This is a genomic window from Asanoa ferruginea (assembly GCF_003387075.1).
GTDB classification, from domain to species: domain Bacteria; phylum Actinomycetota; class Actinomycetes; order Mycobacteriales; family Micromonosporaceae; genus Asanoa; species Asanoa ferruginea.
Genome location: NZ_QUMQ01000001.1, coordinates 2,229,437 through 2,253,453 on the forward strand (window position 1 = coordinate 2,229,437; position 24,017 = coordinate 2,253,453).

Sequence of the window (24,017 nt, forward strand, 5' to 3'; positions counted from 1 at the left end):
GTCAGATCTGCAGTTCGATCTCGTCGGCTGATGCCGCGTTCCGTTCGACCTCGGACAGCTCGTCGGACCGTACAGTCAGCTGGTAGTGCTGGCGCGGGTCGTAGTCGTCGAACTGGTCGACGCGGTCGAGCACATCGGCGACCAGCTTCTTGAGGAAGACGCGCGGCGCGATGCCGACCTTGCCGCCGAGCCGCCCGGTGACCGCTTGCGCGAGTTCCCGCACGTATGCGTCGTCGACTCTGCTGACCCGCTCGGAGCCGTAAAGCTCGCGGACCTTGATGCCGAGTTCGACGAGCCGGTCGATGTCGAATCCGGGCAGCCGAACCTGCGCCGCCCTCGGGTTGTCCCACCGCGGGTCGGAGCCGAAGTCGGTGGCCAGTCGCTGCGACAGCGGAGCAAGCCGCTGCACGCCCTGCGGCCCATCGAAGAACGCTGGCGTGCCGGTGATCACCAGAAACAGGCCCGGGAACCGTCCCGCGTAGATGTCGTCAACGAACTGCCGCAGCGCGTTGAGGGCCTTGTCCCGCGCGTCGCTGCGTACCCTCTGCAAGGTTTCGACCTCGTCGAGCACCAGCAGCAGCCCGGATCCCCCACCATCGCGCAGCACGGTCAGCAAACCCTGCAGGAAGCTCAGCGCACCGAAATGGTCGAGGTCCCCCTTCACACCGGCTGCCCGCCGCGCCGAAGCCGCGACCTGCGGCTGCCCGCCGAGCCACGCCGCGAGCGCACTCGCGGTGGCCAGGTCACCGGCAGCGGTCGCGGTCCGATAACCACGCAGGCCCGCGGCGAACGCCGGGGTACGCCGGGAAATCTCCGCCAGCCGTTGCTCCATCAGCTCGCCCACCGCATGGTCGAGCGCGTCGGCGTCGTCCTCCGCGACCTCGCCGCCGGCGAGGACGTCCTCTTCCAGAGCGAAGATCCAGCTGTCGAGTACAGGTCGCAGCGCGCTGGGCGCGAACTGCTCGGTGGTCAGGTGATCTGCGAGCCGCCGGTAGACGGTCTCCATCCGGTGCAGCGGAGTCTCCAGCTCCGAGATCTGCACCTCCGAGGTCGCGAACCCGCTCCGCTTGGCGCGCTCGGCGAGCCAACGGGTGAAAAACGTCTTGCCCGCGCCGTATTCACCGCGAATGGCCTTGAAGACGCTCCCGCCGCCGGCGACCCGCTCGAGGTCCTCGTCGATCGCGACCACGAACCGATCGAGCCCGACGGCGAGCGCGTCCAAGCCGTTGTGCGGCACGACGCCACGTCGCAACGCGTCGACGATGTCGCGCCGGCGCCGCGCCGAGACCTCGAGCGTCATTTCTGGTCCAGTCCGAACTGCTCGACGAGCAGAGCGATGTCGAGGATGACCGTCTGGCCGTCAGGATCGATCTGCAGAACCGGGTAGCCCTCGACCTGAAGGACTTTCCGGAGCGCGGTGATTGTCGAGTTGATCCGGTGTGCGGGTATGCCGGCCTGCGTGGCCAGCATATCGACCCGGCTGCGTCCCCGACCCGTGAGAAGAATCCGAACCATCGCGGCCACCCGGTTGTCCGGCAGCCCGCCCCGTCCACCGCGACGCTGCGCGTACGTGTCGCTGGCCAGCAATGCGGCGACGAGTCGGTCTGCCTGCGATGGCTGCGCCGTCGGCTCCGGCGCGGCCTCGGCCTTCGACGCCGCAGCACCGGCGGGAGTGTCGAAGAGTGTCTCGGCCTGTGCCTGCGACGGGGGCCGGGCAGCCTTATGCGGCTTCCCTGCCTTCACCGACTCGACCAGCCACGACTGCGACGCGGGTGAGGGCAACGACGAGGGCGTTTCCGCGTCATTGGCGGGCCACCACCACGACGGGCTGGCGACCGGGGCGCCCGCCCATCCGGGAACGGCGTTCTCGTCGCCCGCGCTGAACATCAGCAACGGGATCACGACCTCGGCGGCCGAGGCACCCCCGTGGTAGCCGGCCTTGCGGGGGCCGTAGCGGATCTCCTCCCGCCAGGGTAGGACGACCTCCCCGTCGCCCTTCGCGACGCGTGGCCCGCGCACCAGCACCTCGCCGTCACCGACCGCATGGTCGCTGGGCCGCCACCGGTTTTCACTCGACGAACTCGGACGCGTTACCGCGTCGGGGCCCCGGTCGACCACGTGGCCGTGGTCCGAGACCACGATGACGACGCGGTCGGACGCCAGCGTGAGCAGGTCGCGTACCGCCTGGATGGTCTCGGTCCCCCACACGGTGGTGCCGGGGTCACTCCGGTCGAGTGCGTCGTCGATGGTGTTGACCACGGCCGCGACCACCGGCGCGTTCGGGTCGCCGAGTGCCTCGATCACGTCGGGGTCGAATGCCGCGCCCGCACCGGCCCGAAGCCGCGACTTGTGCAGCAGGAGTCCGGTGGGGAACCGCTGGTTGAAGGCGGCCAGCTCTTCTTTCTGTTCGCCGGTGGCGATCCGACCGGTGAACAGCGAGCAGCGGCTGACTTCGGTGATCGTCGGGAGGGCGGCCAGCACGCCGACCCGCTCCTGACCCTGCGGCGTCAGCTCCATCCACGAGCCCGTGCGGGTCATCGACTCGGCGAGCTCGGTCGAGGCGGCGACGCTCATACCGTCGAGGACCAGCAGAAGCACGCGCTTGCCATTGTCGAGGACCGGGTGGACGACGCGGTCGAACACGTCCTCCACGCGGATCAACGCGCCCGGTTCGGCATCGTGTTCAGTTGCCTCGGCCAAGAGCGTCGCGAACCGCTGGTCGTGCCGTGCGCGCCGGGCGTCAACCTCCCGGTGCAGCAGGTGGTATGCCTCTGCGACGACCGGGTCGACGTCTCCGACGAACACGTCGAGGCGCGCCCGATCGACGAAGCCGTCGTCCCTCACCTGGCGCAGCAAAGCGTCGTAGAGCGTGGCTGGCTGGGGACCGTCTCCGCTTTCGAGCCAGCGCAGCAGGCGTACCGCCATCCGTGCGGCTTCGAGCCGGAAGGCGTCGGCGCCCCGATGGGCCTCGGCATATGCCAAGGCCCGCTCCGCCGACGTGACCGCGGCGGCGGGTCGTCCTCCGGCCGCGCCCAGCCGCACCGCGACGGCGACCGCCTGGAGCCGTTGCAAGAAACCGGTCGGCAACACGTCGCTCCCGCCGAGGAGGTCGGTCGCGTCAATCTCCTGCGCGATCTTCTCGGCTCGGACCAAATAGCCGTTAGCTTTGCGGCGACCCTCGTCGTCACTGGTGCCGACCCGGCCGAGGTAGGCCAGGGCCAACGTGTGCAGCGCCGCTGCCTCGTCGTTGCCAGGCCGCGTGCCGCCGAAGTAGCGCTCGAGGCGGGTCTGAGCGACGGCCACCGCCGTGGCGCGTGGTCCGCCTGACGGCGCCGGCCACAGCGCACCCGCAAGCAATCCCAGAGGTACGGCGTCCGCACCGTTACCGGAACGGACCGCTGCCATGATGGCTGCCGCGCCGGGCCCGCCCACCTCCGAGAGGTAGCCGCGGATTCCGTCCAAGACCGCCGCAGGCCGCTGTGTCGCCCGCAGGACTTTGGCCGCCTCGGTCGTCCAATCCATCAGGCCCGCACCGTCGAGCTGATCGCTGTCGATGCCGAGCGCCTCCGCCACCAAGCTCGCCAGCGCGAGGTCGCGGCTCAACACAGTGCCCAGAGCAGGCGGCCAACCATCGGTGGGAACGAGGTCGATGAGCGCGTCGGCGACCCACCGGCCCTCACGGATCAGCATCGGATCGTTCTGCGACGCGCCGAACAGGCCGGCAGCGATCTCCCACGCGTCGACGCGACGCACCGTGTTCAGGCTGACGTACGCGAGCAGACCGTCTCCGAGCTGACCGTCGGTCAGTTCGGTCAGCAAAACCAGCCGTTCACCGTCCCGGCGGTCTCCGAGCGCGGCCCACGCGGCAAGCGGCGTGGGGCACGGCACGACGCGTGCGATCGTCGCTCCGAAGGTGAGGACGGGATCGTTGGTCCAGTCCGGACGAGACCGAAGCGCGATCGCCGGCGCCTGGTCTTCGGACTTGCGAAGCCAATCCTCGACCTTGCGGCGGATCGCGGCCGGCTGCACCGCTGTCACCGCACCTCCCACCAGACCGTCACCGTCTTCCCCGACTCAACTTCGCGGCTAAGTCGGTTTGTCAGTTCATCCAGGCCAGTACCGTCAAAGATCTCCATCCGCGCGTTCGCGCGCTCCCGATCGCGCCTTTCTCGCTCTTCCTTCTCCTTCAGCTCCCGATCACGCTTTTCTCGCTCTTCCTTCTCCTTTCGTCGCCTCTCTTCCTGCTCCGGATCGATCTGTGCGATGTGGCGAGCGGCGGCATTACCCGCGTTTCGGAGAGCTTCGACGAGATCCTTGGCGTTCTGTTCATGGCGTGCGGCCATCTCGAGCCGCTCGACGATTTCCGCGGCCCCTGTGTCAGACGGAGTTAGCGTCCGGATCACATGGATCAGTGGCCATTGTGCGCCCGCGAGGGCGTCGATGACGGCACCGGCGGACTTGAAGGCCCTGCCCGCGACCGCGTCGTCGACATCGCCGACGTCGGCCCGAGCGACACGAGCGATCAGGTCGACGTCATCGGACTCGCCAGAAAGCTCCTTGAGCAGCCGTGCGACCCGCCGGGCGGTTGCAAGCCGACCGGTCGTCGCGTCGACGTCAAGGCCCAGCGCGTCGGCATTCCGCTCCAGCTCACGTGCGAGCACATCGGCGCTGGCTGCCTGGGCCCTGGCCTCCGCGCGGACCATGCTGGCGAACACGCCAAGGTTTCCCGCGCTACGCCATGCCGGGGGCTGTTTGCCGAAGAGACCCTGTGTCCGCGTGCGAGCTTCGCTCCAGGTCTGCTCGTCGGGCAAGGGGATCTGGCGCAGTTCCATCGCATCGTCGACAGCTTGGACGCTGTCGACAGGGACCTTACTGCCGTGATGGAACCACGCGAGCTGTTGCTCCTCGGCAAAGACAGCGAGAATTGCGTTCTGCAGATCGCGCTCGAACCCTCGTGGTTTCTCCTGATCGAGGAGAGGCCGGAGCACGTGAATTGGGAAATGCTCCTTGTACCCCTGCTTCGACGCTTCCTGCAGAAGGTGACCACTCCACCAGCACGTAGACATCGTGAGCACGTACCGGTGCTCATGTAGCTCGCCCAGCCGGAGCTGGTTGCAGATCCGGCGAATCGTCCGCTGGTCGGCGGTGTCGACGGCGATGCCCTTGGTCGGCTCGGCGGCGGCCAACCGCGCGTACTTGAGTACCTTGGCCAACTCGGCCCGCGTAATCGACTTCTCGTCGTCGGGCAAGGCCGGGATGCCCGGATAGGACCAGGCGAGGAGCGTCCCGGTCAGGTTCTGGAACGCGTCGCGCAACGTGCCGCCGCGCGGGTCACCGAGGCGAAGGCCGTGGGCGAGCGTATGCAGGATCGGCACGGCGTCGCTCTCGACGTTGGCCGGGTGAGGTGCCGCGGCCCCGTACGCCTGCTTGAACGCATCCGTGATCGCGACCCGCAACTGCTGCTGCCGCTGCTGGAGGTAGACCTTGCCCTGCTGCCGGTCGGCGACCGACCAGTCGGCCGCGAGCTGTGTGAGCCTGTCGCCGTTGCCACCACCCAGCAGATAGTTGATCTTCGCGAGCTGGGCGACCCGGCCCATGACGTCGTCGGTGAGGAACAGCGGCATCCACAGCACCGTGCGGTGCCCGCGTTCGAGGGTCTCGATGCGCGCGAAGTCCTCGTTGCGGCGGTGTCCCGGGTCGAACGGGTAGTCGACGACGATCCGCCAGGCGTCGCCGTGGCCGATGAGCGCGGAGTCTGGCATTGAGTCCTTGTCGCGGACGTTGCCGAACCGCACCTGGATGGGGTGTTTGCGGCCGCGCCACTCGCGCGCGTACGGAAGCTCGCCGAAGGTGCCGTCGCGAAGTTCGAGGCCGAGTTCGCCGCTGACCAGCTCGCGTACGAGCTGTTGCAGGACGCCGGAGGCGGTCTCGTTGTGCGGCACAAGGTCGAGAAGCCGGTCGTAGTCCACCGACGCCAGCGTCACCGAGATGACCGGGTCCGGGCCCTCGCCTATGTGGAGCTGGCCGGCGTCGGCCGCGAGTCGGCGCAGCCGATCGAGCACGATCTGGTTCTCGTAGCCAGGAATTGGTGTAGCGATCGAGCCGAAATTCAACGCGTGCAACTTCGCCGCGGTCAGGTTGTGAAGCGCCGGCACCTCCGCGACGAGCGCGCCGAGGATCAGCGTCTTGACCAGCCGATCGTCGAGGGCGAACAGCTCGTGGTGTGGTGCCTCGGCCTCCCCAATCCCGTGCGTGGCAAGCAGCAGCGGCCGGAACTTGTGCAGGTAGGTGTCGCGGCCAGCCTGGAACAGTTGCTTGAGCTCGGGCCGGTCGGGCAACTCGCCGCGCAGCACCAGCGGCTCGAACAACGCCGCCACGCCGATCAGGTCGTTGACCGCGAGCGTGTTGCGCCGCTCGACGAGCAGCTCGGTCATTACCTTGAGGGCGGTCCGCTCGCGCTGAAGCGCCTGGGAGAGCGCGACTAGCGTGGCCACGAGTGCCGGCGAGAATGGATAGAGACGCCGGAACGAGGCCGCGTCGGAGCCGATCCCGGCGTCGCCGTACTGGTCGCCCAGCAGGAGAACATCCCACACCTCGCGCCGGCCACGAACCGCCGAAAACGCCTGGTCGATGATCGCCTTCGCGTTGCCGTCGTTGGGTTTGAGCAGCCGCTTCTCGGTGATCTCCGGGAGGTTGGTGTCGGCGAGCACGATGTCTTGACCCAGCCGACCCTGGACACTGCGCATCACATCGGCGAGCGCGGCACGCTCGGTGCCGCCGACCTGCGGGCCGAGGAAGTCTTCGAGGTTGCGCTGCCGTGCAATGAACGACGCGATCGGAAGGGGCCGCGCGGTGTCCGACGACTCGACCAGCTTGTTGAGCTTCGCGCCCTCGGTCTGCACGAACGTGTGGTCGGCGATCTTCGTCGAGAGCCAGAGGATCAGCTCGTCGAGGAAGAACACCATCGCGTCGTAGTTGAGATCTTTGGCGTGTCGGGTAATCACCGCAAGCCCGGTATCGAGATCGAGGTATTCGCCCCCGCGCACCGCACCCGTGAAGAACGTGCTCATCAGGGCGCTGACCAGCGCGTCGCGTTCCTTCGTGCCGGGCGCTGATGCGGCGGCACGCTCGTAGCTGTCCGCGGTCCAGCCCGCGGACTGCGCGCGCAAGACGGCCAGCCCCGACCCGCTGCCGCCGGGCGTCATCCCGGTGCCGCGAAGGCGGTCGAAGAACTTTTCGTCGCCGAGGTCCGCGCGCAGCTTCGCCGCGTCTCGCAGAAGCCCATCTGAGAGGTGTACGGCTGGCGGCGGCGCCTCAGGATGCAGAGCGGTGATCTGCCGCAGGTATCCCTCGAGGATCGCCTGCTCGGTCGAGCGCGCGTCGAGCATGTGGAAGGTCAGACTGAGGACGCGCTTGCCGTGTAACCACTCGTCGGCCTTGGCGACCGGCTCGCCGAGGCTGCGCACCGACCGGGCCTCGGCGTTGTGCGCCAAGATCTCGCGGAGCACGGCCATGAAGTGCGACTTACCGGAACCGAACGAGCCGTGCAGGAACTTCGCCTGCGACCGGCCGCTCGTCACCGCGTGCCCGACCATGCTGAGCGCCTCGTCGAAGTTACGCCGCAGGTCGTCGGTGACCACATAGCGGCGCAGGTCAGCGCCCTCCGACGCCCGCACCACGAAGTCGGCGTCGCCGACCGACGTCGGGATCTCGATGAGTTCGCGCAGCAATGTCATGCGGGCACCTCCACGCCCCTGATGGTGGCAAGGTCGGCCCGGTCGGCGTCAAGCGCGGCCAACTCGGTGTCGATCAAACCGGTGAAGAACTGCGCCGGGGTGCCCGGGAAGCCCGGACGCGGCTCACCATGCCACTGGTGCAACCACGGCTCCAACTCGGCGATCCCCGCGAGCAGCGGTAGCAGCCGGTCGGCCTTCCACCCGCCCTGCGTCTTACGGTCCAGGTAGATCGTCGCTAGCGCCTGAGCCTGTGCCAGGTGGTCCCAGCCGGCCCAGCCGATCAGTTCGGTGCCGTCACCGTCGCGACCGGCCTTCGGGTACGAGATGAACCGCTCCTTCGGCACGTCGAGCTTGCCGCGGTTACGCCAGAAGCTCGCCTTCAGGAAGTCAGCCGACGTGTACTTCGCCGGCACCGGAATGTCGGCCTTCTCGCCGGCGTCCTCGCGGCGCTGCAACGCCCAGGTCCGCTCCCACTCGGCACGCTTTCGTAGGCCGGCCGGCTTGTAGCGCTGGCTCGGCAGGTAGGGCACATATTCGTCGGCTACCAGCTTGCTCAAGGACTTGACCAGGTCGTGCTGGTCGGTCTGCATGTACAGGTCAAGCACCGACCTGAAGTCGTCGTCGTGCCGAACGCGGTCCGCGAGCTGCCCGATCGACAGCGGGGTGGGTGCACCTCCCCACAGCTCGGACGCTTCGAGACGGTCTAGAAGCCAGTTGCGCAGCGCCTCGTGCCGCATCGCGTCCCAGCCCTCAGTCGCCCACCGGCGCTTGTACTCGGGCCGCTCGATGAGCGCGATATTGCGGTCAGACTCGATGACCGCGATCCGCTTCTCCACCAATGCTCGGTACTCCGGAGACCAGTGCGCCGGCAGCTCGGTAACCGGGCTATATCCGTGGTGGTCAAACCAACGGGTCTTTGACACTCCGGCTTGCATCCGGCGCGCCAACATTATCTCGAACGCGCGCTCACCAAACTCTAGATCCGGCGGTTCATTCGCGGTCAACGCGGTCTCTAGCAAGCCGTAACGGCGATAAACATCCCAGTCCAACTCCTCCTGCAAAGCAATCATCTGCAGGCGGATAGATTGCCATTCACGCTCCGCAACATCCAATCCGCGCCTAGTTGGTACGTCGGAGGTCGTAACCGCGGTCGGACTTGCCGCCATCAGTCGCTGACCAAGCAGATCAATCTCGCGACTCAGGACGTCCGGAAACGAATCCGGAAGGGGAAAGTTCTGCAATTTCGTGCCAGTGAACTCATAAAAGGAGTACCAGGGTTCAGGACTCCATCGGTTTCCGCCACCGCTGGTGTTATCTGCCCCAGTTTTTGCCTGGCACACTTGTTTGAGCCAGAAGCAGGCCGTAGAGCTATTCAGCACACCGAGAAGCCGCAGGTGTTCGTCCTCCGTCGCTCCCGCCGGGAGCTTGATCACCGGGGCAGAACGACTAAAGACTTTTCCGCCGCGATCGAGAACAAAATTGTTGTGCGTTGCGACAAACGCAAACGATATAGATAGCGGCGCCCGGAATCGGCCCGCGAAAAACATCGAATACTCAAACCACTTCAAACCACGCTGAAGTTGGGTTGCGCCATACGCGACCCGTTCGGACAGTATCCGCCGAGCCGGCCAGAGAAGTTCGATCAAAGACGAGCCCGCCACAGGCTCGAGGGAGTCCGCATCATAGGGCCACAAGCCGATCAGAGGCTCAATGATCGACCAGTCGCGCACGACCTCGCCCTCAATCATCGGCAATCGTTGACCTGCCGGCACGGCTCTTCTCCGAAGGAGCCCTGCGCCCAACATGTAGGCGTTGTCCTCGCGTGTTACAGCACCTGAGCCAATATCGACATTCCATTCACGAAGAACCGAATTCCGTTCAGATTCGAGGATCTCCATCACTCCAGAAGCGCCGCCACCGCTAAGACTCCAGGGGTGGCTCGCTAGGCGTGAGCGGTCGAGATCGGCGGCGCTGATCCATTCGGACTCGGAGTCGGGCCGGTCGATCTGGTCGACGATGGCTGCCCAGACCAGACCGTTGGCAGGGTCGGCAGGCTGCCCGGGTTCGCCGCGGACGCCCAGCACCGCGCGGATTGACTCTGAGCGGCGACGCTTGTTCGCCCGGCCGATCAGGATGACGGTCGGCGTCCCGTGGCCGGGGATGTAGGCGCCTGAGGTGTCGATGACCTCGGTCAGTTCGACCTGGAGCGCGAAGTACTCGTTGATCAGCTTGACGCCGAACTCTCGTTTCATGAAGCCGTTCGACGTGATCTGGCCGACGTAGCCGGCGCCGTCGCCGTTACCGTCGGCCCGCTTGGCAAGGTCGAAGAACCGCTTCGCGAACGGCACTGTCAGTTGGTACTGGCGGTGGCAGACATCCGAGTACAGCTCCCGGTAGACCTCGTTGCGTGCCCGGTCCTTGACCGTGATGTACGGCGGATTGCCGACCACGACCGTGTACTGGCCAGGATTCAGGTAGTCACCAAGCTGCTTCGCGTCTTCTGTCCAGAACGGATACTCGGGTCGGTTCTCGAACGGCGCGAGAAGATCGCCCTGATGACGAGACCTCTCTCGCCACTCAAGAAGCGAGTCGCCGGCCGCCACACGAACCGGAAACTCTGTCGCGAGATCGCGGTGACCGGACGCTTTCAGGCCGGCGATCATCAACCGGAACCGGGCGATGGCGACCGCGGCCGGGTTGATGTCGACACCGGTCACCTGCCTGAGCGCACGGTCCACCAACACGTTGGCTGGCGTGGCAGGTTCGCGTTCCTTCCAGCGGGTGAACAAGCGATCGAAAGCGCCGAGCAGGAAGTGGCCTGAGCCGCAGGTCGGGTCGATCACGCTCATGTTCGCGAGGCCGAACTCGCGGTAGGCAGGCTCGAAGGTCCGGTCGAGGATGAACTCCTCGACGAACTCCGGCGTCTGCAGCAACGCATATGTCTCGCGGGCGTGGGCCGAAAGGTCTTGGTAGAGATCGCCCAGGAACCGCGTCTCCAGGTCGGCCGACCGCAACGACAGCCAACCCGCACCCCGACGGAAGAAGTCCGACAACACCTCCGCCGCACGACCCGAAATCGCGAACCGCCACACCGGGTTGTGTTCGTCGAAGATCTTTGCAGTCGCCCCAGCCCCCCGCAGGTGGGCGAACGCCTCGCGCAGCCAGTGCCTGTCGTTGTGGGTCGGCGCCGCGATCAAGTAAGCCTGGCGACTCTGCAGGGCCACCTCGACGGACGCGTGTTCCTCAGGCCCGCCGATCCACACCTCCCTCATCAGCGCGTTGTCTTCGCAGAAACGCACGAACACGCAACCCAGCACCCACGCGACCGCCGCCTGGTCGAGCACGTCCTCCAGCCACGACTCGTACGTCGCCGCCGTGCGCCGCGCAGCCCGCGCGTCGGCGTACTCCTTGCGCAGTTGAGAACTCAGCCCCTCATCGGCCGCAACCTGCATGCGGAGGTCTTCGACCAACAGACCTACCTGCTTTTGCAGGGGTGCGAGCGCGATCACGAGGCGATCCCTTCGGCGGCGGTGCGGAGCGGCCACGTTCCGGGCAGCCAGAGGGACTGGCTGGCCGGTGACGTGAGCGGCAGCTGGACGGCGTCGAGCATGGCAGGTTCGGGCCGGCGGGCGGGCACGAGTAGCAGTCGGGCACCGGCGCGCGGGCGGCTGGGATCGGCGAGTTCCTGGAGGATGCGCAGCTGGCCGTAGCGGGCGAGCGGCGCGAGATCCGTCAACAGCAGTGGCGCGTCGATCGAGATCGCCTTAACAAGGCCCGGCATGACCTCGTGCGCCACGATCTCGGCGAGGCTACGGAAGTCGGGATCATCCGCGCGTCCGCTATCGGCAGCGACGATCGCGTCCCACGGGAAGTCAAGTTCGCGGAGCCGACGCAGGATGTGCGCGGTGACGTTCAGCTCGGTGAGGCCGAGCCGATCGACGAGCGTCCTGCGAGCGCTGACAAAGCGGGCCATCGGCGCGAGGATCGCGAGGAACGCTCGTCGCTCGATCGCCGCTTGCAGCTTCGTCTCGGCCTCGACCGCATCGGCATGGTCGGCGAGCGGGCCGGTGCTCACCATGCGGGTGCTACTCGGGACGAGACTGGCCGACTTCGCCACGTACGCCTGACGCCCGTCGTCCCAGAGCAGCGGCACCTCGCAGTTCACAAGCAACTGGTCGAGCTCGTAGCGCTGGCTGGGCAACGGCTGCGCCCGGGGAAAGCGGACGCGGACCCGGGAACGGAGCTGGTCGGCGCCCATCGTCTGGCCAAGAAGGCCGTTGCGGGCCAGACGCAGCGCACGCTCGGCGTCCATACCGACCGGATAGATCTGGCCCTGCGCGTTAACGTCGGCGACGTTGTTGCTCGCCGCCGCAGCGATCTGGAGCAATCGGACGTCGCTGACCGGAAGAGCGCCGCCGGGAGGAACGATCCGCCGCAGCTCCTCTACCGCCCGCGTCCGCGTGTTCAGCGGATCGTCACCGGCAAGTTCGGCGGCTCGCCTGCCGAGCGAGACCGCGTACGCGAGCAAATCGGCGGCGGTCGTCTCCGCGGTGGGATCTTCCGGCTCCCTGCCAACCAGGACCACGTCGGACGCGCGGAACCGCTGGATGGCCACCCGGGAATCGCCGCCGCGCGTGAGTTCGGTCTCGACGGCGGCCCGGACCAGGCCGATGGCTTGGGGGGTTCGTTTCGGCTCGTCGGAATACGAACCACGGGCTGCGATCAGGGCTTCGGCCAGTTCGCCGGCCGACATCACCCCGCCACGTGCCTCCAGGAGAGCCACCACCTCGTCCCGAACGGATTTGAGGTCGTCATTGCCCAGCCACCCCTTCGCCTGCTTGCGCAGCATCGTCGAGACCTGAGGCTGGGTGAGCCCGATCGCCGCGGCGGCGTCGGTCTGGGAGAGCCAGCCGAGATACCGGCCGTTCTCAACCGGCGACTGGCCGAGCACCGCCGCCAGCGACTCGTAGTCCTTGGCGCGCTGTCCGGGCAGCAGCCTCACCGAGATGGCCTCGATACCCTGGGCCCGGTGGAGACGCTCTTCCCGTACCTCCTCTTGAATCTCTTCCGGCAGGCGGGCCCGCAGCGCCCTGACCTGGGAAAGGATCTCCTTGCGTGTCGCGTCCGGCACGCCCTGGGCGCGGGTCAGCGCCGACGGCTCGTAGTCGAGCAGCTCGCCGATCGTGTGCACGCCGAGGCGTTCGAGCGCCGACCTGGCGCGGGCGGTCAGCCCGACCGCGTCGAGCAAGCTTTCCCGGGTGAGGCCACCGGCCGGCTCGGCCGGGATCGTCGGGATGTCCTTGAACATCGTGCGCCAGGCGTCGGCCATCTCCTCGGCGGTGTCGAACCGTTGGCCGGAGTCACGGCGCAGCGCCCGGGCGAAGAACGCGGCGAGCCTGTCGGCGATCGCGGTGTCGAAGACCCCGGGGTCGATCGTCACCTCGTCGCTGATCGCGGCCGGGTTGGCGTTGTCTCCCCAGCGGGGCAGGCTGCCGGTCGCCATCTCGTAGAGGGTGACAGCGGCGGCGAACCGGTCGGCGGCCGCGTCGTAACGCATCCGCCGCGGCGGACCGAGGAACGGGTCGAGGTAGGGGTGCGTGCCGGCCGCGATCTGGTCGGCGGGCGCGGCGGCGAGCGAGAAATCGAAGACGCAGAGGTGAAGCTGCCGGTCTTTCGGGCGCGGCCGGGCCGCGAGGTTCGCGGGCTTCAGGTCGCGATGCCAGACGCCCTCACCCTCCAGGAAGTTCACGATGTCCATGAGGTCGCGCCCGTAGCGTTCGAGCAGGTCGAGCGCGAGCCTGCGGCCGCCGGAGAGCTCGTCGGCGAGGGTACGTTCGCCGGCGCTCTCCAGGACCAGGGCCGTTCGGCCGCCAATTACGACCGGACCTGTCACGAGCTCGGCCACCTGCCAGTGGTGGCGCATCGCTTTTAGCACGCCAGCCTCGGCGTCGAGGCGGTCTGCGTATTGCTCGTCGCGGGCGACCTTCAGCACCCGCGTCTTGGCGCCGTCCGGGGTCTCCTCGCTGACCAGCAGTGCGGTGGCGGTGGCTCCCGTGCCCAGGCGGCGCAGCACGGTGAAGCCGCCCTCGAGCACGGTGCCCTTCTGCGCGTCGAGGGGATCGACCACCGGCTCCGGATCGGGCCTGGTCAGCTCCTCCCAGACATCATCGAGCCCGGCGTGGAACGCCGACGCGCTTTTCACCCGCTTGCTGGGGTTGCCGTGCGTGGCGTCGTAGACGAGCGTGAGCAGCGAGTTCGGAATGCCGTCCGCGACCGCGGCGAGATTTAGACCACCATCGTGTACGGCGGCGACAAGCTCCTCCGGGGTCGCTGCCGGCGGTTCGCCGCTGAAGATCCGATAGGCGAGCGCACCGAGCGAGAACACGTCCAGCTGCGTGCCGGGGACGTCGCCGTGATTAACCGCCTCGGGTGCCTGGTAGGCGCGGACCTCGTCGTCGAAGAAGAGCTCGAGCCCCGCGCCATCGGTCGACGTGCTCAGCTTCGTGACCTGGGTCGAGCCGGCCAACCGCCCGCCGGCCTGCCAGTCGGTCACAACGAGGGACGGCCGGGCAGAAGTCGGATTCGCCACGTAGATCGCGCGCGGGTTCAGCGCCCGGTGCGACAGGCGGCGCAGGTGGGCGTACCCGATGATCTCCGCGAGGTCCTGCACGATCTGGAGCCGCTGGGCAATGCTCAGTTTCGGACCGTACTCGACCAGCCAATGGTCGAGTCGTATCCAACTCGGGTCATGCTCGAAAACGACCGCAGGACCCCAGCCGTGCTCGTGCATGTCCAGGACACGCGCGATACCCGGGTGGTTGATGCCCTGAAGCAGACGAAACTCGCGCTCCGCCGCACGCCGGATAACAGGCACATCTTCGGCCGGCGCCCGGCTCGTCAGGTAGAACCGCACCCGGCGGACAAGGTTCTTGTGCATGACGTGCCCACCGAGGAAGTCCTGCCAGCCCAGGCCCTCGGCGAAAGGCTCGGGCAGAAGCAGCACCTGACCGACGGTCCGGTTGGCGACCGACGGCCGGATCCCGGCGCCCTTGACGAGCTCGACGATGCGCTTCCCGCGCGTGGCGTCGACGGCGTGACCCGGAGCGCGCGGGACGGCGAGCAGGAAACCCCTCAGGCTCGGTAACCCGGAATCGTGGTTGTCCAGGCCATAGACGTGCTGACTGCCGATCTCGTCGAGGCGCGACCGCATGGAGCGGGCATGCAGGAACACGGCGGCACCGACGTAAAGGCCGTCGTCGCCGCGGCCCTGCTGACGGGCGTAGTGGCGGATCAGGCCGGCGAGCCGCTTGGCCTTCCGGTTGGCTAGCACGAGCGGGTTGGCCGCTGGCATGAGCCTTCCCCGGGGCATGCGCCGCACCCATTCGCCCTGGTTGCCCGAAATCTCGCCCAGCCAGTGTTTGAGCTCTACGACGTAAAGGCCCGACCGGGTCAGCACTAGCGCGTCGACCTCATTGATGGAACCGTCGGTAGCGACGAACTCGACGTTGGCCCAGACATGGAAAGGGTCTGCGTCAGGAAGATAGGACGCCAACTCGCGGAGGCCGTCCTTCTCGTGGCCATACTCGCTCGGATTGACCTCTTCCCAACGTGGCGAGTCGTCACGCACGCGTTGTCACCACCTCTTGGCCGACCGTCATGATCCACTTAAGCCGGTCCCTCAGCTTATCGGCACCGCCCGAATGGTCACTTTCTGGGACGGTCGGGCCATACGCTCGACCCGCTTGGCGCGGGTACACGAATCAATCTCGGGCCTGGGCACTCGGCTCCCGCCGTTGTTCATGAAGCTGATGACGGTCTTGCTCGCATTCTTTTGCCACCTGCCTCCTGAAGAGGGTCGTAGAGCATGCCGGACCTCAAGGGCCCGAGACAGCAGGACCCCTTGCCTACAACGCCGGTCGACCGCATCGGGCAAGAACCGCAGCGCGGCTCGTCCGCGTACATCATTAGGACGGTTATGGGTGGCTGCCGCGCGGTGCCTCTACCGTGCCCTGACACCTATGCCGACGGTGATCGCGCCCGGCCCAGCGAAGAATGTTGGCGGCCAGACTTCACGGTCGGGCGGTCGCTGGCCCGCAAGGACGTGATCCTCTGGCTGCAACGTACGAACAGCGAATCGCCGGATCATCTGCTAGATGAGTTGCGTGGGCATGCGGTAGTCGGTGCCGCGCTAGTCGGCACGGAGGCCGACGTCGAGTTGAACTTGCCCCGTGGGATGAGATCGGCGGCGGCGGTGGCGCCGAAAATATGGCGCTCGGGCAGCACCGACACGTACGAGTCGGCGGTGAACTCCATCGCGGCGTGGCCCAAGGTTTCCTGGACCTCCTTTAGATCTCCGCCGGCGTGCCGAAGGTAGGTGGCCGCGCAGTGGCGCAGGTCGTGGAGGCGAACGGGCGGCATGCCACTGGAGCGCACGAGTTGGTCGAACCGGTCGGTCAGCTGCTTGGGATGCCACGCGGCCCCCGTGGGTTGGACGAAGAACAAGCCGTGGTCCGGCCAGGCCCTGGCCCGTCTTGCCCATTGGGCCCGCTCGGCGACGTATTCGCGCAGGACCGCGGCGGTGAGCCCGGCTAGTGGAAGTGTCCGGCGTGCGGCTGGGGTCTTCACCGGTTTGACGATCGTCTGGTAGCCAACGGTGGTGATGGTTTGGGTGATAACGATCTGGAGGTGGCCGAGGTCAACATCGCGGTCGAGTAGCCCGCAGGCCTCGCCCCGGCGCAGGCCACGGTGCAACATCAGGAGGAACATCGGATAGAGAGTCGGGCACGCCGTTTCGATGTGATCGAGGAACGCACCTGCCAGCGGCGGTGTCCACACCATCACCGGGCTCGGCCGCCGTCCGGTGCGCTTCCACTCTGCGACGTCCCGGTCTCGCCACACCCGCGCGCGGGGGCGTCGGGTGTCGGGGAGCTCGACGGCGGCGGCGGGGTTGTGTGGGATCAGATGATGTTTGCGGACAGCGTCGCTGAGGGCCTTGTGCAGGGTGGAATGAAGCTTGTGGAGGGTGGCGGCGGACAGTGGCCGCCGGCCGCGAACGCTCTGACGGATGTCCGGGTCGTCGCTGTTCCGCGCGGCCGCGATCTCGTTGCTCTGCGCGCCGATTGCGGCGTACATGGCCTGGATGTGGGCGCAGGTGAGTTCCCGCAGCAAGAGGTGGCCGAGGTGTGGTCCGAGGTAGAGCCGAATGTGCTGGGCGTAGGAGTGGCGGGTAGTCGCGGCGACCTGGCGCCCGTCGAGCCACTCGATCAAGTAACGGCCGACCGTGAGCCCAGCGGTCGGTGCGACGATCGCCTGCAGATCTTGGGTCAGTACGTCCCTGTCGGGGAACGGCGTGCCCGGGCGGTGCCGAACCAGCAGAGCGGCCACAGCCCGTTCCATCGTGGGATCGCCCCCGGCGACAGCGAGCAGGCTCTTCGCCTGGTCACGTTCGGCCTCGGCAGCCCGTCGGGTGGGAAAGCCGCTGTGCCGCAGCTGGCGGCGGGGCTCGCCATCGTCGACGGGTAGCTCGAGTTGGAAACCCCATACGCCATGGCGGCTGTTCCACCCACCGTCCGGGCCACGCAGCTTAGGACAGCGCGCACCCAACCGACGCCCGCTGTCTCCCTTGCAGGCGCACCGCTTGTAGACCGACCCGGACGAGGTTCCCCGCATCTGTGGCGCCCGCAGCGCTTCCGGCTTTTCCGGTGGTAACCATCGGGGAGCAGCCGACCGCGCCGACCAGGTCCACTCGCCGCTTCTCATCCGAGACGTTGCGGTTTTCGTCCGGCCCAGGCGATGCACCGTCGCGGTCGAGGCCGAGCAACGCAAGTATTGGCGCGGTGGGAACGCGGTAGCGGTCACCGACCCGAATCAGCGGGACCGGGAAACAGCCCCGGCGCACCAAGTCATACCCGACACTGCGCGAAATCTGGAAGATCGCTGACGCCGTCGGAACATCGGTCACCACGCCGAGCTGGTGCACCCGCTCGGCTGTCCACACCCGGACGCCCACATCCGCTGTCCCAACCACCGCGGCAGCCTAAGGATGTCGATCTGTGCCCGGTGTGCCGGGCTGGCCCGGTGGGCGGTTGCAGGATCGGCGTTCAACATAAGACCGATTATGTGCGTGTCCCTCGCCTTCGTGCACGCCGTCAGCCAACGACGAACTCGGCTTGGTGGATCACCGCCGCCTCGGGCGCGGCGCCGGCCGCCGGCGGGATCACGACGCGCAGGACCACCGTGTCTCGGTCCCAGTGGTAGGTCAGGCGCAGTCCGCGGCGAGCGTAGGCCTCAGCCTGGCGGGCCGCCGCAGCGCGCGGCCTCCCCCCGTCCCCGGGATCCCTCTCGTTCGACGTGCGGTTGACAGCCGCGTCGACCGCGTACCCGGCTTGGCCGAGGAACGCGGTCACGGCGGGGGTGAGGGCGTCCTGCCGCAGGTAGACCGTGGGTGGGTGATCCGCCAGCGGGTCGGCGAGGCCGGCGGCGACGCAGCGGTAATAGATGCGGCCGTGGTGGACCCCGGCGTTCATCCGGCGTCCGCAAAGCCCGCAGGTGAGCAGCCCGCGAAACAGGTAGGGCCGATTGCTGCGTCGTGGGGCCTTGCCTGTGTCCCCAACGGCCCCGCGGGTGCACAGAGTCTCCTGGGCGCGGGCGAAAGTGTTCGGATCGACAAGGGGCTCGTGGGCTTGGCCGGTGGACCAGACCCAGTCGTCGGGATGGTTCCAGCGATGGACGGTGGTGTAGCCAGCGGCGACGTCGTCGATGTCGAGCAGGACCTCGTCGCCGCGCTGCCGGTTCCAGACCTGCCGGCCGGTGTAGCGCGGGTTGGTGAGAATGGACCGCACCGCAGTGATCTGCCAGGCCGTGCCGTCTCGGTGCGGGTTGCGGGTCCGGTCGTGCGCGGACGGGCAGGCGATGCCGTCGAGTGTCAGACTTCGGGCGATTGAGGTCAGGCCGCGGCCGGCAAGGTACTCAACGAAGATCCGCACGACGGTCGGGGCGGTGTCAGGGTCAGGCTCGAGGCGGTGCAATCGGCGGCCGTCGGCGGCCCGAGTCGGCTTGGGGTGGGGTCCGGCATCGGCGATTCGGTAGCCGTAGGGCGGGCGGCCGCCGAGGAAGCGGCCCTCGGTTCGGGTCTGGGCTGTCATCGCGGAGTGGACTCGTGCCCGGATGCGGTTGCGTTCGCCTTTGCTCATGCCGCCGTAGAGGGCCATGACCAAGTCGTGGGCGTCGCTGCCCGGGTCGACCGGCCGCCGATCTCGGGCACCCACAGCTGGACGCCGTAGTGAGCCAAGATCGGAAAGGTCATGCTGAACTGGTCACCGTAGAAGGCACGCTGAGGCTCACCGATGACCACGGCAGCGAACGGTCGCGAGGGACTCTTGATGGCCTGAAGGAGCTCGTTGGCCCGCGGACGACGTTTCCAGGGGAGAGACCGAGAGATCCCGACGTCGAAGTATTCGCTCACGATGTGGCCCCGCGTAGGGACGATCAGCTCCCGGGCTCGTCCGAGCTGCCAGGCAAGGGACGCTTGGGGGTCCTGATGGTCCTCGGTCGAAACCCGGCCGTAGAAGGCGAAGGTGAGACCGGCCTGGTCGCCGCGCTGCATAGTTCAACGATCGGCCGTCGAGGGCGAGGTTGTCTGTGGGCGGAGGTGACATACCCACTGATCAGGGGTTGATCTCACCCGCTGAGGTGAATGGGGGAGCTGCGATACGAACAGTCTTATCCAACGGTTTCGTGGTGTAGACCCAGATTCGCCGCGATGGGTAATTCCGTAGCTCGGATCTCCCCACCAGGATGATTGGATGACCACCGCCTCCACCGATCCAACGTCCAGTCCGGTCCCTGCTCGGTCCAGCGTGGCGGGTCCGAGCTGGTGTGAGCCTGGATTGGTCGCCCGCGCTGGCAGATATCCACTCGCAGTCGAAGCGCCGGTAATGGCGGCAGTCGACATGCTCGTCCCGGGCGTGTCGACGGTGACACCGTATGCCCGTTACTACGGACTCTATTGGGCTCTGTCAGCACACGCAGAGGCCCTCGGCCTGGACCGCGAGCGTTGCCAGCGATTGATCCGCCGGGCAGAAGTCGGCATGGCGCGGATCTCCCAGGCATACGACACGCCTGACCACCCAGCCGGAATCAGCCACGGCGTGAACGCGCTTGCTCGGCTCGCTCCCGCCGAAGGCAGCGAGTTCGCGGTGGCAGACAGCACCGGTGCGGGTTCATACTCACCGCGCTCCTGGGGCTTTTGGTCGCAGTACAACGGTCCAAGTGTCGCGATGGGCACCGTCGCCCTTGACGGCGGCGCTCTGCGGGCCGGCCGTCACCGGTGTCCGGCGGAGGTTCTGGCAATGTACGCGCCCCTTTTCGCCGTCGCAGAGAAAGGAGCGGGACTCATCTTGCCCGCATCGGCGTTCGAACGGCTGAGTCTCCAGTACAAGGAGGAAACTCCCGACCTTGCACCGTTGCGTGACGTCTTCACCGCAACCGTCGACGGTCGGCACGACCCAGCGGCGTGGACTGCCGAGGACCGGACGCGAAGGGCCACCCTTCGTTTGCTTGCCCGTTCGTGGCAACTACACCCGCAGGCGAAGACCTGGTTGGACGCGCTTGCGGACGGAGTCGTATTCGGATCGAAGGCACGGGAAGACCCGGTGTTCGCCACGGAGGACCGGGCTGCCGCATGGCGCGGCGTCGTGCTGCGGCACCAATCAGTAGGTGCGTGGCGCCGTCTGTGGGCGGATCTCGTGCGAGTGGTTCTCGACACGGATCGCGCGTCGCGTCACCATCTCCACGAGTGGATCAGCGACGTCCTGCCCGACAGCACCGTGACCAACTTCGAATCAGGCCTACCGCCGACGATCGATGCACAAGGCGATCCATACCCGGCTGAACGTGCCATCACCAGCGAGAGGGCCAGTGCGGCAACAAACGTAGCCGTACTCCTCCTCGGGGCATGCAGGCTGAAAACTTTGAGCGGCATCAGCCTGCGCAGCTTCGCCGGGCGGCGACCCACCTATTTGGATCCCACCTGGATCGCCCAGCTACGGAAGGATTTTAGAAACCGACCACTTGCCGAGCTCGGACGCAGGCTCGTCGACGACATGCTGGCACAGTCCCGGCGAGTCGCGTTACGCAAAGTGACGGTCAAATCCGACGGCACGATCAACTTATTCAGCCGCCTCCACGAGCGTAACGGCGCCTATTTCGCCGACTCGCCCGAAGGTCGCGACAACATTGGTCTTCGCATCCCCCAGCTGGCTGAAATCGCAACGCAGATCCGGCTGTTCACCCACGATCGGACGCAGCCGCTAACGGCGCGCGGGCGGGAGTTACTGGAGCTGCCAGCATGAGCGGAGTGGCGCACACCATCCGCTCGCCGCTGACCCTGTTGGAGCAGTGGCGGGACCGGGCCGACCGAGCTCCGCTGCGCGAGATGATCATCATGGGGTACACGGTCGACCTCAGCTTTCTCGAGAAGTTCGTAGTTCCGACGGCACGAGGTCTTGGTGCTCGCATCACGGTCCTCGGAGACCCCGCGCAGGCCGTACACGACGACGTGGACGTGCGGCGGGCAGGCACGGCGTACCAGCATGGACATGCGGCGTGTAGGCGTGCGTTCCATCCAAAGCTCGTTGTTCTCGCCGGCGACGAGGACAACGCCCTTGCAGTGGGATCGGGCAACCCGACTCTGTCAGGCTGGGGCTACAACCGTGAGCTGTGGGTTATCGCCCACGGTTCCCGCGAAGTGGGCCCACAGCTCATCGCCGATGTTGCGGACTGGCTTCAAGAGCTGCCGACCGTGGTGACGATCGCGAGCTGGATCGCGGGGACACTACAAGCCGTGGCCGACCAGATACGGCCGACATCGATTGACACCCGCTGGGCTTCAACCAGGGCTTACGGGAACCTGCTACGACCGCTCCTGGAGCGGATACCTGACCAATCGGTGGAGGAGCTGCGCCTTGCCGCTCCCTTCTTCGACCCGCCCGCGGAGGCGGTAAAAGCCTTGGTCATGAGGACCCGGCCGCGCGTCGCACGGATCGCGGTGCAACCCTCTGCCGCCCGATTCGACGGCGCGGCGATCGCCCAAGCCACCTCGTCTGCCGGCAACGTGGAATTCAGGCTTGTCCAACCCGGGGCACTCCGGCACGGCAAGCTCATCGAATGGGAGGCCGGCGGCAGCGTCGCTGGCATGACCGGCAGCGCGAATATCACCTCGTCCGCACTGCTGATGACCACCTCAGGGGGCGGCAACTGCGAGCTGACAGTCGTCGCACCCCACTTCTCACCTCTGCTACCTGATGGCGACCTTACGGCTGACATCGTCTTCCGGACCATGGCAGCGGATCCGCTCCCGCCAACCGCATCGGAAGGCTCAGCACCAGCGTTGCTTGGCTGCGCAATCACCGATGGCATCCTCGTTGTCGAGCTAGCTTCACCCGCAATCGACCCGATCCTCATCGAATTCTCGCCATCGGCGGTCCCGGGCAGCTGGGAGACCGCGGGGACGATCGCTGCTGGGCTGAGCAAGGCCCGGTTTCTGGTCCCCGAGGTGTCTGGCGGCGCGATCCGCGCGGTCATCGACGTCAACGGGACGCGACACGAGTCGACCGTCGTTTTCATCACCGACCCAATCCGCTGCCGACCGCGCAGCGATATCCCAGACGAGCCACGGCTATCACGGGCCTACGAGACCGACGATCTCTTTACCGACCCGCTTATCGCCCAACGATTCACTGTCGATCTTGAGCGCCTGGTGGAACTAGTCAGCGCCACGAACACGCCCGCCCCAGCCTCCAGCAACAAGCGACTGGATGTCAGAGAGGCTTCGGCCGATCGATGGGCCGACTACCTGGACGCATGCGACCGCCGGCTCGGGCCAGCCCTGTCCCAACTCATCTTCCCCCGCAGGCTGAGCGCCACGGTCACCACCAGCTCCGCAGATTGGGCCATCGACGATACCGACGACAACGAGGTCACAGATGACGAGGATGAAACAGTCCTCGATGACATCGCCCAGGACCACGCGACTTTCTCGGCCCGATCTGACGCAGCCATCCGCCCCGACCAACGCCGCCGGTACCGCCGCTTCGGAGCCCAATGGGCTGCGTTCGCCACCGGACCGCGCGCTCAGCATGCCAACCGGTCGTCGCTGCCACCCATCTACATACGCATGACGATTGCGGCGCTGTACCTGACGCTGCTCGCCGAAGGCGTGTGGCGGGAAGACGAGGACTGGAGACGCGACCTGCGTTGGCTGGTGTGGGCCCTCATACCTGATGACGAGGTCCTCGATGAACTTCCGGCCGAAGCCTTCGATCACCTCTTCGCACTCCTAGCCGTTGCCATGGCGACGTTACGCCAGGGCACGACGCTGTACGGCGGCCGGCAAGGGGACCTGTACGCCACAGACGCCTGGCGCGATGCCAGCGAATGGGTCGCAGAAGCAAACGCTGAGCTGGCCGAGGAACGACTCCTTCCCTCGACGCGCCCCTACGCGATCGTCAGCAGCCCCGTTGAGGTTTGGGACACCATCCTCCTAGCTGGACAAACCAAGCTAGACCCGTACGCCGAGGCAAGAGAAAATCTCGCAGAAGCCGGTCTGAACGCCCGCAGGGAAGCAGACATCTGGTGGGTGGACGGGCCAGGCAATGCTTACCACACGGCAGCTCGGGCAGTCACTGCGCTCAGTAGGGTCTCGGGCCACGCAGTCGTGGTAGCGAGGAGTGCGCGGCAAACCGTGCTGATCGCCCTAGCCAACAACGTTATGGCTCTGGCCGACCAGGCGCGCGTCTGGCGGATCTATCCACTCTCTAGCACCAGGACGCCTGTATCCCTCACCTCAGGAAGTCCGGGCCCGCCACCAGGCGCGCAGGTGATCCCTTTCGCACGACAAACTCCCGCAGAGGTGCGGAATCTCAGCGACCTCGTAGGCGTCGACTTGACCGCTGTCGCCGAGCGCATCCGGTCGACCCTGTAAGCACGACGAGTGCGCGAACTCCGCAGATGGCGCGACGAGCTCTGAGCCAGATCACTCGCCCACCCGGCTGCAGTGATCACTGGTATCGGGAGCCGAAGACATACCGTACGCCCGCCGTCGTATGGATCTTGCTCGTCGAGTGATCCGCATAGGAATCGGCGATCGACCACATGAGAGAGTCACCCGGGGTTGGGCGGCTCCGAGACCCGCGCTCGCGAAGAACGCACTTCATCAGGGGATCCGGGAAAGGTGCCCACTGCCAACACAGTCGTGTCCAAGATCTGTCACCAAAGCGCCCG

10 protein-coding genes are annotated in these 24,017 nt (G+C 66.9%); 2 read left to right on the top strand and 8 right to left on the bottom strand.

All coding sequences use genetic code 11. The annotated features are described in order from the left end of the window. Nucleotide 1: 1 nt before the first annotated feature. From brxD to DFJ67_RS43745, 8 genes are all read right to left on the bottom strand, one after another. Nucleotides 2–1,300, bottom strand: a complete 1,299-nt coding sequence (gene brxD / locus DFJ67_RS10705; protein WP_116067745.1) for a BREX system ATP-binding protein BrxD — start codon at nucleotides 1,298–1,300, stop codon at nucleotides 2–4. Next, nucleotides 1,297–4,038, bottom strand: a complete 2,742-nt coding sequence (gene pglZ, locus DFJ67_RS10710) for a BREX-2 system phosphatase PglZ (protein ID WP_239097262.1) — start codon at nucleotides 4,036–4,038, stop codon at nucleotides 1,297–1,299. Before pglZ ends, brxD begins: the two co-directional genes overlap by 4 nt. Beyond that, nucleotides 4,035–7,736 carry a DUF6079 family protein gene (locus DFJ67_RS10715; RefSeq protein ID WP_147315484.1) on the bottom strand — a complete coding sequence of 1,234 codons (3,702 nt, stop codon included), beginning with the start codon at nucleotides 7,734–7,736 and terminating at the stop codon, nucleotides 4,035–4,037. The genes pglZ and DFJ67_RS10715 overlap by 4 nt, the downstream gene beginning before the upstream one ends. Beyond that, on the bottom strand, nucleotides 7,733–11,245 hold the full coding sequence (gene pglX, locus DFJ67_RS10720; RefSeq protein WP_116067748.1) for a BREX-2 system adenine-specific DNA-methyltransferase PglX: 3,513 nt from the start codon (nucleotides 11,243–11,245) through the stop codon (nucleotides 7,733–7,735). The genes DFJ67_RS10715 and pglX overlap by 4 nt, the downstream gene beginning before the upstream one ends. After that, the gene (pglW, locus tag DFJ67_RS10725; RefSeq protein WP_116067749.1) at nucleotides 11,242–15,363 is read right to left on the bottom strand and encodes a BREX system serine/threonine kinase PglW; all 4,122 of its coding nucleotides are present in this window, start codon (nucleotides 15,361–15,363) and stop codon (nucleotides 11,242–11,244) included. The genes pglX and pglW overlap by 4 nt, the downstream gene beginning before the upstream one ends. Nucleotides 15,364–15,878: 515 nt before the next feature. Then, nucleotides 15,879–17,120, bottom strand: a complete 1,242-nt coding sequence (locus tag DFJ67_RS10730) for a tyrosine-type recombinase/integrase (RefSeq protein WP_239097263.1) — start codon at nucleotides 17,118–17,120, stop codon at nucleotides 15,879–15,881. A gap of 764 nt (nucleotides 17,121–17,884) precedes the next feature. After that, nucleotides 17,885–18,946 carry a recombinase family protein gene (locus DFJ67_RS10740; protein ID WP_239097264.1) on the bottom strand — a complete coding sequence of 354 codons (1,062 nt, stop codon included), beginning with the start codon at nucleotides 18,944–18,946 and terminating at the stop codon, nucleotides 17,885–17,887. Next, nucleotides 18,925–19,341: a recombinase family protein gene (locus DFJ67_RS43745; protein WP_239097265.1), complete on the bottom strand. Its 417-nt coding sequence runs from the start codon at nucleotides 19,339–19,341 to the stop codon at nucleotides 18,925–18,927. The genes DFJ67_RS10740 and DFJ67_RS43745 overlap by 22 nt, the downstream gene beginning before the upstream one ends. A gap of 361 nt (nucleotides 19,342–19,702) precedes the next feature. On the opposite strand from DFJ67_RS43745, the gene DFJ67_RS10745 reads away from it, so the two are divergent. Both DFJ67_RS10745 and DFJ67_RS10750 read left to right on the top strand, forming a co-directional pair. Further along, nucleotides 19,703–21,088 carry a hypothetical protein gene (locus DFJ67_RS10745; protein WP_203783682.1) on the top strand — a complete coding sequence of 462 codons (1,386 nt, stop codon included), beginning with the start codon at nucleotides 19,703–19,705 and terminating at the stop codon, nucleotides 21,086–21,088. A gap of 5 nt (nucleotides 21,089–21,093) precedes the next feature. Next, nucleotides 21,094–23,718 (top strand): phospholipase D-like domain-containing protein, encoded by a 2,625-nt coding sequence (locus tag DFJ67_RS10750; protein WP_147315485.1) that lies wholly within the window; start codon nucleotides 21,094–21,096, stop codon nucleotides 23,716–23,718. Nucleotides 23,719–24,017: the final 299 nt, after the last annotated feature.